Here is a 14,110-nt window from a genome sequence, read left to right as displayed (position 1 = left end):
CGGCAGGAGAAAGCCGTTGCGCCGCAGTGACCCGACCCGTTCCCCCGGCATCCTCGCGGCGCTCGCCGCGTCGGGCCTGCTGCTCGCCGGCTGCGGCGGGGGCGACGAAGCGGCGGCACCGTCGTCCGCCGCTCCGGACGTCGACGTGCCGTCCAAGGCGCTCGCCCAGGCCGACCTGCCCGCAGGGCTGACGCTGACCACCGTGGCTCCCGACGACGCCTTCCAGGGCGCGATGAACTCCGTCGGCCAGGTGCAGGCGGCGCAGATCACGCCCGCGGGCTGCAAGGACAAGAACGTCGCCGCGCAGCAGGAGGTCGTGGAGACGATCAAGTTCGGCGTCCAGCAGAGCATCGCGAAGGACAAGGCCGCCGTCTACGGCGTGACGCTGCTGCCGGGCTCCGCGCGACTGGACGTGTTCGAGGCCGCCGGCACCGGGGAGTGCGCGACCGTCAAGTACGGGGATGCGCTCACCCAGACCGCCGTCCGCAAGGATCTGCCTGCGAACGTCGGCGGGAAGGGCTTCGTGCTCGAGATGACCCGCACGATCGGCGGGCAGTCCGCCGGTGCCCGCACCGCCTACTTCAGCAAGGGCGGCGTGGTCGCGATGGTCACCGCCAACCCGGGCGCCGACGGGAAGATCGACCAGGTGGGCTTCGAGGAGATCGTCCAGCGCGTCGCCGGAAAGCTGTAGCGCACGAACACACGAGAGCGGCGGCGAGGAATCCCTCGCCGCCGCTTCGCGTATCCCGTGAGCGTCAGTGCGCGTCGGACCCGGCGGTCTCCGCGCGGGCGATCGACCGGGCGATCTCCTCCTCGGCCTCCTTCTTGCCCACCCACGACGAGCCCTTGACGAACTTGCCGGGCTCGAGGTCCTTGTAGTGGACGAAGAAGTGCTCGATGGCGTCCAGCTCGAACTTGTCGATGTCGCCGATGTCCTGGACCGAGTCCCAGCGGGGATCGCCGGCGGGCACGACGAGCACCTTGTCGTCGCCGCCCTTCTCGTCCTCCATCTTGAACATGCCGATGGCGCGGCAGTCGACGAGCGATCCGGGGATCACCGACTCCTGCAGCAGCACGAGCGCGTCCAGCGGATCGCCGTCCTCACCCAGGGTGTCCTCGATGTAGCCGTAGTCGGTGGGGTAGCCGAACGACGTGTACAGGTAGCGGTCCAGCTTGAGGCGGCCGGTCTTGTGATCCACCTCGTACTTGTTCCGCGAGCCCTTGGCGATCTCGACGGTGACCTCGAATTCGACGCTCATTGTTTCCCTTCGCTCGCGTCAACCATGCACGCCGAGGATACCCTTTGCGAACCCGGTCCGACCCGCTCACTCCGCTCCCGGTTCCGGGCTGCCGTTAGGGTGGTGCGGTGCGACGCTCGCGGATTCGACGGACCCTCCTGCGCCTCGCGATCACCGTGGTCGTGCTGGCGCTCGTCGTCGGCGGCGCCGTCGCGGCCACCCTGGGCTACGGCGTCTACCGGGACCGGCAGGCGGTGGCCGACACCGTGCCCCAGCGCCCCGTCGAACAGCCGTACCGGCCCGCGATCGCGCAGGTCGCGGGCACCGTCGCCCCCAGCGCCGCAGGGATCAGCACCCAGATCGAGGCGGCCCTGCGCAATCCCGACCTGGGCGACTTCACCGGCGTCATCGCCGACGCCGGCACCGGGCAGGTGCTCTGGCAGCGCGACGCCACGCGCCCGCGCACCCCGGCGTCGACCACCAAGGTGCTCACCGCCGCCGCCGCGCTGCTCACCCTGCCCGCCGACAAGCGGATCACCACCACCGTGGTCGCGGGCCCGGTCCCCGGCGAGGTCGTCCTCGTCGGCGCGGGCGATCCGACGCTGCGCGCGGGCGGACCGTCGCTCTTCACGGACGCGCCGAAGATCGCCGACCTCGCCGCGCAGCTGCGCCGCGCGGGCACCACGGTCACCAAGGTCGTCGTCGACACCTCGCTGTTCACCGGCGCCGACTTCGCCCGGGGCTGGGAGCGCGCCGACATCGCGGGCGGTGACATCACCCCGCTGCAGTCGCTCATCGCCGACTCCGGCCGCATCCGGCCCGCCGAGGACTACTCGCCCCGCGTCACCGACCCCGCGCTGACCGCCGGCCGCGCCCTCGCCGCCGCGCTCGGCCTGCCGCCGACCGCCGTCGCGGAGGGCACCGCGCCCCAGGGCGCCGCGCAGCTCGCCGCCGTCCGCAGCGCCCCGCTCAGCACCCGCCTGCACGACGCGCTGGTGCACTCCGACAACGTGCTCGCCGAGTCCATCGGCCGCGAGGTCGCGCTCGCCACGAACCAGCCCGCCTCCTTCGACGGCGCAGCCCGCGCGGTCACCGGCGCGCTCCGGAACGCCGGCTTCGACCTCACCGGCGTCGAGCTCTCCGACACCAGCGGCCTGTCCAACGCCAACCGCATCCCCGCGACGGTGCTCGACGGCATCGTCACCGCCGCGGCCGGCGCCGGCAAGCCGCAGCTTCGCCCCCTGCTGGACCTGCTGCCCGTCGCCGCCGCCACCGGCACCCTCGCCGACCGGTACACCACCGTCAACCGCCCCGGCGCCGGCTACGTCCGCGCCAAGACGGGGAGCCTCTCGGGCGTCTCCACGCTCGCGGGCTACGTCCCCGGGCGCGACGGTGCCGTACTCACCTTCACGCTCATGTCCTCCGGCACGCCGGTCGACGTGGCTCGGCCCGCCATGGACGCCGTGACCGCCGCGCTCCGCGGCTGCGGGTGCCGCTGATCGCCATGGACGAGCCGAGGACGGTACGCGCGCAGGTGGACTGGGCGGTCGCCGCCGCGTCCGGCCGCCGCGTCGCCCGCGTCCTCGGGGACGGCCCCGCCACCACCGCCTACACCCGGCGACGCGCCGCCGACGAACTGCTCGCGGACGCCGTCGCCGCGGAGGAGCACGTCCGGCGCGTCACGGGCCTCGTCACCCCGGGGACCGTGCCGCCGGCGCGCACCGTGGACCGCCGCGAGTGGGTCTCCGCGTCCGCCCGGTCCATGGAGGCGCTGATCGAGCCGGACGACGCGGGGCACCCCGGCCTCGGCGCTCGACTCGCCGGCGTGCAGGCCGGGGCGATGCTCGGCATGGTCTCCGGATCCGTTCTGGGCCAGTACGACCCGTTCGGCGTCGACGGCGGCGAGCTGCTGCTCGTGGTTCCGAACGTACTCGCCGTCGAGCGGGCGCTGCGGCTGCGGCCCGAGGACTTCCGCATGTGGGTGTGCCTGCACGAGGTCACCCACCGGGTCCAGTTCGCCGCCAACCCGTGGCTGCGGGACTACATGCGGGAGAACGTCTCCGCGCTCGCCGGAGCCGGTGGGGCGGGTTCCGTCGGCGACCTCCTGGCCCGCACCCGGCGGGCCCTGTCGGGGGACGGCCGGCACAGCGGCATCATCGGCGTGCTCGAGATCGCCGCCCCGCCCGAACAGTTCGCCGCGGTGGAGCGGCTGCTCATGCTCGGCACCCTGCTCGAGGGGCACGCCGATCACGTCATGGACGCCGCCGGGCCCGACGTGATCCCCACCGTCGCGACCATCCGCGCGGCCTTCGACCGGCGGCGGGCGGCACCGTCGAACCCGTTCCAGCGCTTGCTGCGCGCCCTGATGGGCATGGACGCGAAGATCGCGCAGTACGTGCGGGGCAAGAAATTCGTGGACGCCGTGGTCGCCGCGGTCGGTATGGAGCGGTTCAACCGCGTGTGGACCGGCCCCGAGACGCTGCCGCTGCCCGACGAGCTCGACGAGCCGCGGCGATGGATCGCCCGGGTCCTGTGAACCGCCCCGGGCCGGCGGCGCTGCGCGTGCGGCACGCGGTCCGGGCCTGGCACGCCGCCCACGGATCGGGCCCGACGGTGGCCGTCGCCCTCTCGGGCGGCGCCGACTCCCTCGCGCTGCTCACCGGGGCGCTCGCCGAGGGCCTCGACGTGACCGCGCTCGTCGTCGACCACGGACTGCAGGAGGGGGCCGCCGCCGTGGCCGCGACCGCCGCCGCGACCGCCCGCGACCTCGGGGCGCGCCGGGCCGACGTCCTGCCCGTCGTGGTCGACGGTGCCGGCGGTCCCGAGGCCGCGGCCCGCGCAGCCCGCTACGCCGCCCTCGACGCCGCTCGCGACGGCGCCCCGGTGCTGCTCGGCCACACCCTCGACGATCAGGCGGAGACGGTGCTGCTGGGGCTCGGCCGGGGCAGCGGGGCGCGCTCGCTCGCCGGGATGGCGGCATGGGCCGCGCCGTACGGGCGCCCGCTGCTGGGCGTGCGCCGCGCCGACACCCGGGCCGCCTGCGCGGAGCTCGGGCTGACCCCGTGGGAGGACCCGCACAACCTCGACCCGAGGTACACCCGCGTCCGCGTCCGCACCGAGGTGCTGCCGCTCCTCGAGGACGTGCTCGGCGGGGGCGTGGCCGAGTCCCTCGCCCGCACCGCCGCCTCGCTCCGTGCCGACAACGACGCGCTCGACGCGCTCGCCCCGGCCCCGTCGGGCCCCGAGCTGGCGGTGGATGAGATCTCGGGATTGCCTGCGGCCCTGCGGATCCGGGCGCTGCGGACCTGGCTCGCCGGGTGCGGCGCGCGCGCCCTCACGGCCGCCCACCTCGCGGCGGTCGACGCCCTCGTCACCGACTGGCGCGGGCAGGGCCCGACCGCGATCCCGGGCGGAAGTGCGGGGCGGCGGCTGCAAGTGCACCGGACAGGTGGCATTCTGAGAGCGTGGTGAACGGCACTGGTGAGTTGTACGCGGGAGACATCGCCTCGGTGGTCCTCTCGGAGGAGCAGATCAAGCAGCGGACCGCGGAGCTCGCGGCGCAGATCGCGCAGGAGTACGGCGAACGGGAGACCGACCTCCTGCTGATCACCGTGCTCAAGGGCGCGGTGATGTTCGTGACCGACCTGGCCCGGGCGCTGCCCGTCCCCACCCAGCTCGAGTTCATGGCCGTCTCCAGCTACGGCTCGTCGACGTCGAGCTCGGGCGTGGTGCGGATCCTCAAGGATCTGGACCGCGACATCGCCGGCCGCGACGTGCTCATAGTCGAGGACATCATCGACTCCGGCCTCACCCTGAGCTGGCTGCTGCGCAACCTCGCGACCCGCCAGCCCAACTCGCTCGAGGTGGTCACGCTGCTGCGCAAGCCCGATGCGGTCCGCGTCGAGGTCGACGTGAAGTGGGTCGGCTTCGACATCCCGAACGAGTTCGTCGTGGGCTACGGCCTGGACTACGCCGAGCGCTACCGCGATATGCCGTACATCGGCGTGCTGGAGCCCAAGGTCTACAGCGAATGACCCTGCTCACCGCTGCGGCCACTGCGGAGCGGGTGCGATCGGGCAGGCTCACCGCCGTCGACGCCACCCGTCAGGCGCTGGCCCGCATCGGTGACGACGCCGTGCACGGCTGGCGCGTGCTGCGCCCCGAGCAGGCGCTCGCCGAGGCCGCCGCGGTCGACACGCGGCCCGATCGGTACTCGCTGCCGCTCGCCGGCGTACCCATCGCGATCAAGGACAACGTCGCCGTCTCCGGCCACCGGATGCTCGACGGCGTCTCCGAGGCCTGCGGCGCGGGCCTGCCGATCGAGCAGGCCGACCACCCCGTGGTGAAGCGGCTGCGCGCCGCCGGCGCCGTCGTGGTCGGCCTGACGCGCGTCCCCGAGCTCTGCCTGTGGGCCATGACGGACGACGCCCGCGAGGTCGTCGGCAACCCGCACCGGCCCGGCCGCACCGCGGGCGGCAGCTCCGGCGGCAGCGCCGCCGTCGTGGCCGCGGGGCACGTCGCGCTCGCGCACGGCAACGACGGCCTCGGCTCGCTGCGCGGCCCCGCCGCGTGCACCGGGATCGTCGCGATCAAGCCCGGCCGCGGCGTCGTGCCCGCGCAGCTCGGGCCCACGAACTGGTTCGGCATGTCCGAGAACGGGCCGATGACGCGGACCGTCGAGGACGCGGCCCTGGGCCTCTCCGTGCTCGCCGAGCGCCCCGAGCTCGCGACGATCGGCGACGGTGCCGGCCTCCGCGTCGGCCTCGGCCTCAACCGGCCCACGGCCCTGACGTTCACCTCCCGCGCGATCACGCGGGCCGTGCGCGGCGCCGCGGACCGGCTCGCCGAGCGCGGGCACGCGGTCCGCGACGTGAAGGTGCCGTACCCGGCCTCGCCGCTCCCACTGCTCGCCCGGTGGGCGGAGGCCGCGGCGACCGACGCCGACGACATCGTCGCCCGCGGCGCGAACCCGCTGCTCCTGCAGGCCCGCACCCGGCGGCACGCCGCGCTCGGCCGCGCCGTCGCGCGCCGCGGCCTGGTGCGGCCCGCCGACGCGGCCCGCCTGGAGAGCGCGCTGGAGCGGTTCTTCGCCGCCGAGGGCGTCGACGTGCTCGTCACCCCCGCGCTGGCCCGCCGGCCTGCGCCCGCCCGCCGGTACGCCGAGCTGCCCTGGGCCGCGAGCGCGATCCCGAGCCTCGCCTATGCGCCTTACCCGCCGCTGTGGAACCTCGTCGGCTGGCCGGCGATGACCGTGCCCTTCCTCGGCGAGGGCGTACAGCTCGTCGCCCGCCCCGGCGGCGAGGCGGATCTGCTCGCGCTGGCCGCCAAGATCGAGGTCTGAGGGCGGGGCGCCGCCGGGCCCGTCACGCGAGGGCGAGCGCCTGCAGGAACTCGTCGATCGGACCGGTCGGCGCGGCGGCGTAGACCAGGTCGAGTCGCGCGGTGCGGATGATCCGCAGCGGCCGGTGGTCGAACCCGTCGGGGAACGGCGTCCCCGAGTAGGGCGCGACCGCGAACTCGGCGCCGCCGGCCTGCAGCTCTGCAACAGGGTCCACGCATTCGATCAGCTTCGCGGGCAGCATCTTCTCGCGGTTCCAGTGCGCCATCGCGCTGTCGAGGATCGTGGGGAGCTCGCCCTCGCGGTACGCGAACCGCAGGACGGTGACAGGGGAGTCGTCGAGGGAGGCGAGGGCGTCGTAGTTCTCGAGGATGCTTTCGATCCGCCGGAACGCCTTGGCGGCGTCGCCGGTGGGGCGGGTCCCGTCCGGTGTGCGGTGGAACAGGGGGAATCCGACGAGCCGTTCCGTCGCCCTCACGGCCCGGGTGACGGTGGGCTGCGACAGCCCCGTCAGCTGCGCGACCTCGCTGATACTTCCGCTGCGTGCGACGGCGAGAACCAGCCGGAACTGGTCGATCTCAGACATGCGCGCGACTCTATGCGACACGGACGAGTGACGCGGAAGACTCGGGTGTTGCTGCGCGGCGCGCCATACAGAAAATGAATAGTCGCTGGTGGGAGGTGCGGTGGCGCTCCGACCTGCGGGTATTCAGTTTCTGTATGGACGGGAGTGAACGGTATCGGGCTACGAGGCGCCTGCGGCGTCGCGCGCTGTCGACCCGCCCGGCGGTCAGGAGCCCGCCATGGGAGGGCCGGTCAGGAGCGCTTGCGGAACAGCGGCGTGCCCTCGAAGGGGTTCCAGCTGGTGCTGCCGCGGGTGACGTGCAGGAAGTAGGCCCAGTTCGCGACGCTCGAGTAGAGCAGGCCGATCACCACGGCGTAGGAGACGCTGGGGAAAGTGAAGTCGAATGCGGTCTCGACCAGGCCGATGACGAGGCTGATCGCCACGGCGATGCCGAACAGACTCAGGCCCTTCCGCCACGGGCCCTTGATCGCGTAGTAGACCGGGCCGAAGAAGAACGCCGGGCCGTTGAAGCCCAGGCGGAAGCGCTGTCCGAAGGAGAGCTGCTTGAACGCGACGGCCGCCTCGGGCGACGACGCCGGCTGCCCGTACCGGCCGAAGAACTCGAAGCGGCTGCGCCAGCGCTCCGGCACGTCGACGGCGCCGGGCACCGGGCTACCGGGGTAGGGATGCTGCTGGCCGTAGGGGTCCTGCGGGCCGGACGGGTACGGGGGCGGTGCGCTGTTGTCGGTCACCGGAGCAGCTTAAACTTCGCGAAACGGACGTTGTTCGCTCAGGGCGCACCCACGCGACCGGCCCGGTCGCGGCGCTGCACGGTAGCCTGGGAAGTCGACCCAGCGCGGCCCGCCGCGCGCCGGAAGAAGAAGGACTGACGAGCCGCGAGGCGAAGCCATATGAAACGGAAATCACTCATCCGCACGCTGGCGATCATCGCCGGGTTCGTGCTGCTGGTCTGGGCGTTCACCATGGTCGGCGGCAGCAACCGCGACTACAAGCCCGCGTCCACCTCGCTGGTCGTGCAGCAGCTCGAGGCCAAGAACGTCACCGACGTCCAGATCGACGACCGCGAGCAGACGCTGCGCGTGACGCTCGCGAAGGCCGTCGACGGCGAGAACGGCACGGACGGCTCGACGAAGGTCTTCGCGAAGTACCCTGCGGGCACCTCCCGCGACATCCTCGGCCTCGTGCAGGACGCGCAGAACCCCGACGGCAAGCCCGTCACGTACACCACGAACGTGACGCAGGAATCGCCGTGGATCTCGATGCTGCTGTTCACGCTGCTCCCGATCCTCCTGCTGGTCGGCCTGTTCTTCTTCCTCATGAACCGCATGCAGGGCGGCGGCCGCGGCGGCGTCATGGGCTTCGGCAAGAGCAAGGCCAAGCAGCTCACGAAGGACATGCCCAAGACCACCTTCGCCGACGTCGCCGGCGCGGACGAGGCGGTCGAGGAGCTGTACGAGATCAAGGACTTCCTGCAGAACCCGGCCCGCTACCAGGCCCTGGGCGCGAAGATCCCGAAGGGCGTGCTGCTCTACGGCCCGCCCGGCACCGGCAAGACGCTGCTCGCGCGCGCCGTCGCGGGCGAGGCCGGCGTGCCCTTCTTCACGATCTCCGGCTCGGACTTCGTCGAGATGTTCGTCGGCGTGGGCGCGTCCCGCGTGCGCGACCTGTTCGAGCAGGCCAAGGAGAACAGCCCCTGCATCATCTTCGTCGACGAGATCGACGCCGTCGGCCGCCAGCGCGGCGCCGGCATGGGCGGCGGCCACGACGAGCGCGAGCAGACGCTCAACCAGCTGCTGGTCGAGATGGACGGCTTCGGCGACCGCCAGGGCATCATCCTCATCGCGGCCACCAACCGGCCCGACATCCTGGATCCGGCGCTGCTGCGCCCCGGCCGCTTCGACCGGCAGATCCCCGTGACGAACCCGGACATCGCGGGCCGCAAGGCGATCCTCCGCGTGCACGCCCAGGGCAAGCCGCTGGCCCCCGACGCCGATCTCGACGGCCTGGCCAAGCGCACCCCGGGCATGTCCGGCGCCGACCTGGCCAACGTGGTCAACGAGGCGGCGCTGCTCACGGCCCGCGAGAACGGCTCCGTCATCACGGCGCCCACGCTCGAGGAGGCCGTGGACCGCGTGGTGGGCGGCCCGCGCCGCAAGAACCGCATCATCAGCGAGCACGAGAAGAAGGTCACCGCGTACCACGAGGGCGGGCACACCCTGGCCGCGTGGGCCACGAAGAGCCTGGACCCGGTGTACAAGGTGACCATCCTCGCCCGCGGCCGCACCGGCGGCCACGCGCTGGCCGTGCCCGAGAACGACAAGGGCATGTACACCCGCAACGAGATGATCGGCCGGCTGATCTTCGCCATGGGCGGCCGCGCCGCGGAGGAGCTGGTCTTCGCCGAGCCCACCACGGGCGCGTCGAGCGACATCGACCAGGCCACGAAGATCGCCCGCGCGATGGTGACCGAGTACGGCATGAGCGCCCGCCTGGGCGCCGTGAAGTACGGGCAGGACGAGGGCGATCCGTTCATGGGCCGCGGGTTCGGCGGCGGCGCGCAGTACTCCGACGCCGTGGCCGCGCAGATCGACGAGGAGGTGCGCTCGCTCATCGAGGCCGCGCACACCGAGGCCTGGGCGATCCTCACCGAGTACCGCGACGTCCTCGACGTGCTCGCCGGCGAGCTGCTGGAGAAGGAGACGCTGGTCCGCAAGGATCTCGAGCGGATCTTCGCGTCCGTCGAGAAGCGGCCCGTGATCACGCAGTTCGACGACTTCGGTGGCCGCGTCCCGTCGACCAAGCCCCCGATCAAGACGCCCAAGGAGATCGCGATCGAGAAGGGCGAGCCGTGGCCGCCCGTCGACGAGGAGGCCGAGCGTCGCAAGGCCGAGCAGGAGAAGGCCGCGGCCCTCGCCGCCGCCCAGCCCGCGCCGAACGGCCACGCCGGGCAGAACGGCCAGTGGGGCGTGCCCGCGCCGGCCGGACAGCCCTGGCCCGCGCCCGGCGCACCGTCGGGCTACGGCCAGCAGGGCCAGCCCCAGCCCGCCTACGGCCAGCCCGGCTACCAGTGGGGCGGCCAGCAGGCCTACCCCGGCCCGCAGTACCCGGCGCCCGGCTACGGCCAGCCGCAGGGTGGCCAGTACGGCCAGCAGCCGCCGCAGCAGGGCAGCCGCCCCGACTACGGCGCGCCCGCGGGCTGGTCGGCGCCCGGGTGGCCCCCGCAGGGGCAGTCGCCGCAGGGCCAGCAGCCCCAGGGGCAGGCCCCGGGCGAGGACGGTCGGCAGGGCGGGGAGCAGTCCGGCCCGGACCGATCGAGCGAGAGCTGATGGGCAAGGACAGCGGGGCCGCCGTGGCCCCGTTCGACCACGAGCGCGCCGTCGCCGCGGTCCGCGAGTTGCTGATCGCCGTCGGCGAGGACCCTGACCGCGAGGGCCTGCAGAACACCCCCGAGCGGGTCGCGAAGGCCTTCAAGGAGGTCTTCGGCGGGCTGCACACCGACCCGGACGAGGTGCTCAACACCACGTTCGGCGAGGACCACGACGAGCTGGTGCTGGTCAAGGACATCCCGATGTACTCGACCTGCGAGCACCACTTGGTCTCCTTCCACGGCGTCGCGCACGTGGGCTACCTGCCCGGCACCAGCGGCCGGGTCACGGGCCTGAGCAAGCTGGCCCGCCTCGTGGACCTGTACGCCAAGCGGCCGCAGGTGCAGGAGCGGCTCACCGCACAGATCGCCGACGCGCTGGTCCGCAAGCTCGACCCGCGCGGCGTGATCGTGGTGATCGAGGCCGAGCACCTCTGCATGGCCATGCGCGGCATCCGCAAGCCCGGCGCGAGCACCACCACCTCGGCGGTGCGCGGCGCGTTCAAGGACAGTGCGACCTCGCGCGCCGAGGCGCTCGAACTGATCCTGCGCCGGTGACGGAGCAGCCGAGCCGCACGCTCATCATGGGCGTCGTCAACGTCACCGCCGACTCCTTCTCCGACGGTGGCCGCTACCTCGATCCCGGCGCCGCCGTCGCGCGGGCGCGGGAACTCGTGGCCGACGGTGCCGCCGTCGTCGACGTGGGCGGGGAGTCGACCCGGCCCGGCGCGCACCGCGTGCCGGCCGAGCTGGAACGCGACCGCGTGGTGCCCGTGATCTCGGCGCTCGCCGCGGAGGGCATCGCCGTCTCCGTCGACACCATGCGCGCCTCCGTGGCCGCCGCCGCGCTCGACGCGGGCGCCGCGATCGTCAACGACGTCTCCGGCGGCCGTGCCGACCCGGACATGACGCGCGTCGTCGCCGACTCGGACGCGCCCTGGATCCTCATGCACTGGCGGCCCTCGCCGGGCGCGCCCGGACCGGTGTGGGCCGGCATCCACCACGAGATCACCGAGTACGACGACGTCGTCGCCGAGGTGCGTGACGAGTTGTTGCACCAGGCCGACGCCGCGATCGCCGCGGGCATCGCCCCCGAGCGGATCGTGCTGGACCCCGGCCTCGGCTTCGCGAAGAACGCGGCCCACAACTGGGAGCTGCTGCGGGGCCTGCCGACATTGCAGGACACCGGATTCCGGGTCCTCGTCGGGGCTTCCCGCAAGCGCTTCCTCGGCGAGCTGCTCGGCGGCCGCGAGCCCGCGGGCCGCGAGGTCGCCACCGCCGCGGTCTCCGCCCTCGCCGCGCAGGCCGGGGTGTGGGGCGTGCGCGTGCACGACGTGCGGTCGACGGCCGACGCCATCGCCGTGACCGAGGCCTGGACGAAAGGCGGTGCCTGAGATGGCGGACCGGATCGAGCTCACCGGCCTGCGGGTGCGGGGCAATCACGGCGTCTTCGAGCACGAGCGGCGCGACGGGCAGGAGTTCATCGTCGACCTGGTGCTGTGGGTCGACTCGCGGCCCGCAGCGGCGTCCGACGACCTGAACGACACCGTCGACTACGGGGCGCTCGCGCAGCGCGCCCACGACATCGTCGCGGGGGAGCCGCGCAACCTCATCGAGACCGTCGCCGCGGAGATCGCCGACGACATCGCGGTCGACGAGAAGGTCTACGCCGTCGAGGTCACGGTGCACAAGCCGTCGGCCCCGATACCCTTGTCTTTCGCCGACGTGGCCGTCGTCGCCCGACGGTCGCGCTCCGGCGCGCGGAGCGTGCAGTGAGCCGCGCCGTCCTCTCGCTGGGCGCCAACCTCGGCGCCGCCGACGTGGCCGTCCGCGCCGCGATCGACGCCCTCGGCCCCGCCCTGGTCCGCGCCTCGGCGCTGTACCGCACCCCGCCGTGGGGCGGCGTCGAGCAGGACGACTTCGTCAACGCGACCGTCCTCGTCGACGATCCCGCGCGCGACGCCGCCGGCTGGCTGGCCTTCGCCCGCGAGCGGGAGGCCGCCGCGCAGCGCGTCCGCGAGGTCCGCTGGGGGCCGCGCACCCTCGACGTCGACGTCATCGCGGTGTGGGAGGGCGACGAGCCGGTGCTCTCCGACGACCCCGAGCTGACCCTGCCCCACCCCCGCGCGCACGAGCGCGCCTTCGTCCTCATCCCCTGGCGGGACGCCGATCCGGACGCGCAGCTGCCCGGGCACGGCACCGTCGACGACCTGCTGCGGGCCCTCCCCGCCGACGAGACCGCGGAGGTGACGCGCCTGTGAGCGGACCGTCGAAGGACCCGAACCGGGATCCCGAGGAGCCGGGCGGCCCCACCGTCCGTTCGACCGGCTGGGTCGAGCTGCTGGTCATCGTGCTGGGCGTGGGCCTGGGCTCGTACCTGCTGGTGCGCAACGTGGTGCCGGTCGTCCCCGTCTGGGCGGGCGCGCTGCTGTACGGCGTGGCCGCGGCGGACCTGTACATCGCGCAGCTCGTGCGCTCGCGGCTGAGCCGCGGCGAGGTCGGCTGGGGTCCCGGGCGGATCCACCCGATCGCCGTCGCCCGCGCGGTCGCGCTGGCCAAGGCGTCCGCGTACCTCGGGGCCGTGGCCCTGGGCTTCTTCGGCGGCATGCTCGTCTTCCTCCTCACCGAGGGGGCGAGCCTGACCGCCACCCACGCGGACCGGCCGGGCGCGTGGATCGGCGCCGCCGGGGCCGTGCTGCTCCTGGCCGCCGCGCTGTGGCTGGAGCGGTGCTGCCGCACGCCCGACGATCCGGACGACCAGCCCGCCGACACATCGCCAGCCTGAGGAATCCGACCTCAGGTAAAAGGTAAGGTCGCGGATATGACGCAACCGCCGATCCCGAGTTCACGAAAGCGTGTCCCGCGACGTTCCTCGGGTGCGGGGCAGTGGATGCTCGGCGTGGTGATCCTCCTGGCCGTCGTGGGCACGGGGATGTGGGTGTTCTCGGACGACCGCCGCTGGGGCCTGGTCTCGCTGATCCTGCTGGTATGGGGCCTCGTCATCGCCGCCTTCCTCATCGCGCGCTACTCGCGCGACCTGCGCGCCGCCGAGTCGAAGGAGAGCGGACTCAAGACCGTCTACGGGCTGCAGCTGGAGCGGGAGATCAGCGCGCGCCGCGAGTACGAGCTGCAGGTCGAGCGCGACATCCGCGCCGAGCTGTCCGGCGAGTCCAACGAGGAGCTGACCGCCCTCAAGGCCGAGGTGCTGGCGCTGCGCGCCAACCTCGAGGAGCTGCTCGGCCGCGACCTCGGCCCCTCGTACACCGAGCTGTACGCCGCGGCGGAGCAGCGGGCCCTCGCGGCCCAGCGGGCCAAGTCCGTCTTCGAGGACGACGACCGGTTCCGCGCCCAGCAGGACTTCGCGGGCGTGCCCGAGCCCGACACCGCCGTCGACGACTACTACGGCGCGGCGTCCGTCGCGGGCGAGCCGATCGACGAGGCGACCGTGACCGACGTGCCCGCGGCCCCCGTCCCGCCCGGCCCCGCGGGTCCGACGGTGCCGTCCGGCCCGGTGAGCAATCCCGCCGCGGACCGGCCGCAGGAGGAGTCGCCGACCACCGTGTTCCACGTGGTCACCGACGAGC

At 73.5% G+C, this 14,110-nt stretch carries 16 protein-coding genes; 13 read left to right on the top strand and 3 right to left on the bottom strand.

All coding sequences use genetic code 11. The features are described from left to right. Positions 1-16: 16 nt before the first annotated feature. Positions 17-691 carry a hypothetical protein gene (locus ACM9LD_RS23805; RefSeq protein ID WP_415678991.1) on the top strand — a complete coding sequence of 225 codons (675 nt, stop codon included), beginning with the start codon at positions 17-19 and terminating at the stop codon, positions 689-691. A gap of 64 nt (positions 692-755) precedes the next feature. Here the strand turns inward: ACM9LD_RS23805 and ACM9LD_RS23800 are convergent, their stop codons facing one another. After that, entirely contained in the window at positions 756-1,259 is a 504-nt protein-coding gene (locus ACM9LD_RS23800) for an inorganic diphosphatase (RefSeq protein WP_415678990.1), read from the bottom strand. 107 nt (positions 1,260-1,366) lie between these two features. On the opposite strand from ACM9LD_RS23800, the gene dacB reads away from it, so the two are divergent. From dacB to ACM9LD_RS23775, 5 genes are read left to right on the top strand one after another with little or no spacing between them, the layout of a single operon-like run. Beyond that, complete coding sequence (gene dacB / locus ACM9LD_RS23795; protein WP_415678989.1) at positions 1,367-2,737, top strand: D-alanyl-D-alanine carboxypeptidase/D-alanyl-D-alanine endopeptidase; 1,371 nt, start codon at positions 1,367-1,369, stop codon at positions 2,735-2,737. Between the two features lie 5 nt (positions 2,738-2,742). Next, on the top strand, positions 2,743-3,774 hold the full coding sequence (locus ACM9LD_RS23790) for a zinc-dependent metalloprotease (protein WP_415678988.1): 1,032 nt from the start codon (positions 2,743-2,745) through the stop codon (positions 3,772-3,774). Beyond that, positions 3,753-4,709, top strand: a complete 957-nt coding sequence (gene tilS / locus ACM9LD_RS23785) for a tRNA lysidine(34) synthetase TilS (RefSeq protein WP_415678987.1) — start codon at positions 3,753-3,755, stop codon at positions 4,707-4,709. Before ACM9LD_RS23790 ends, tilS begins: the two co-directional genes overlap by 22 nt. Then, entirely contained in the window at positions 4,706-5,272 is a 567-nt protein-coding gene (gene hpt / locus ACM9LD_RS23780) for a hypoxanthine phosphoribosyltransferase (protein WP_415679010.1), read from the top strand. Before tilS ends, hpt begins: the two co-directional genes overlap by 4 nt. Next, entirely contained in the window at positions 5,269-6,579 is a 1,311-nt protein-coding gene (locus ACM9LD_RS23775; RefSeq protein WP_415678986.1) for an amidase, read from the top strand. The genes hpt and ACM9LD_RS23775 overlap by 4 nt, the downstream gene beginning before the upstream one ends. 22 nt (positions 6,580-6,601) lie before the next feature. On the opposite strand, the gene ACM9LD_RS23770 is transcribed toward ACM9LD_RS23775, so the two are convergent. Together ACM9LD_RS23770 and ACM9LD_RS23765 are read right to left on the bottom strand one after the other, a co-directional pair. Further along, entirely contained in the window at positions 6,602-7,162 is a 561-nt protein-coding gene (locus ACM9LD_RS23770; RefSeq protein ID WP_415678985.1) for a LysR family transcriptional regulator, read from the bottom strand. A gap of 230 nt (positions 7,163-7,392) precedes the next feature. Next, a complete protein-coding gene (locus ACM9LD_RS23765; RefSeq protein WP_415678984.1) occupies positions 7,393-7,893 on the bottom strand; it encodes a DUF2628 domain-containing protein in 501 nt (166 codons plus the stop codon). A 159-nt stretch (positions 7,894-8,052) separates the two neighbouring features. On the opposite strand from ACM9LD_RS23765, the gene ftsH reads away from it, so the two are divergent. From ftsH to ACM9LD_RS23730, 7 genes are all read left to right on the top strand, one after another. Continuing rightward, positions 8,053-10,488 carry an ATP-dependent zinc metalloprotease FtsH gene (gene ftsH, locus ACM9LD_RS23760; protein WP_415678983.1) on the top strand — a complete coding sequence of 812 codons (2,436 nt, stop codon included), beginning with the start codon at positions 8,053-8,055 and terminating at the stop codon, positions 10,486-10,488. Further along, positions 10,488-11,084 carry a GTP cyclohydrolase I FolE gene (gene folE / locus ACM9LD_RS23755; RefSeq protein ID WP_415678982.1) on the top strand — a complete coding sequence of 199 codons (597 nt, stop codon included), beginning with the start codon at positions 10,488-10,490 and terminating at the stop codon, positions 11,082-11,084. Before ftsH ends, folE begins: the two co-directional genes overlap by 1 nt. A gap of 26 nt (positions 11,085-11,110) precedes the next feature. Beyond that, positions 11,111-11,920 (top strand): dihydropteroate synthase, encoded by an 810-nt coding sequence (gene folP, locus ACM9LD_RS23750; RefSeq protein ID WP_415679009.1) that lies wholly within the window; start codon positions 11,111-11,113, stop codon positions 11,918-11,920. A gap of 1 nt (position 11,921) precedes the next feature. Next, positions 11,922-12,302 (top strand): dihydroneopterin aldolase, encoded by a 381-nt coding sequence (folB, locus tag ACM9LD_RS23745; RefSeq protein WP_415679008.1) that lies wholly within the window; start codon positions 11,922-11,924, stop codon positions 12,300-12,302. Continuing rightward, positions 12,299-12,787, top strand: coding sequence for a 2-amino-4-hydroxy-6-hydroxymethyldihydropteridine diphosphokinase (gene folK / locus ACM9LD_RS23740; protein WP_415678981.1), 489 nt, complete (start codon positions 12,299-12,301; stop codon positions 12,785-12,787). The genes folB and folK overlap by 4 nt, the downstream gene beginning before the upstream one ends. Beyond that, a complete protein-coding gene (locus ACM9LD_RS23735) occupies positions 12,784-13,311 on the top strand; it encodes a DUF3180 domain-containing protein (protein ID WP_415678980.1) in 528 nt (175 codons plus the stop codon). Before folK ends, ACM9LD_RS23735 begins: the two co-directional genes overlap by 4 nt. 114 nt (positions 13,312-13,425) lie before the next feature. Then, on the top strand, positions 13,426-14,110 hold a 685-nt coding region (locus tag ACM9LD_RS23730; protein ID WP_415678979.1), incomplete at its 3' end, for a DUF6779 domain-containing protein.

The organism is Tsukamurella hominis, from assembly GCF_965137015.1.
In the GTDB taxonomy this organism is placed as follows: domain Bacteria; phylum Actinomycetota; class Actinomycetes; order Mycobacteriales; family Mycobacteriaceae; genus Tsukamurella; species Tsukamurella hominis.
This window is presented reverse-complemented; position numbering and strand designations above follow the sequence as displayed.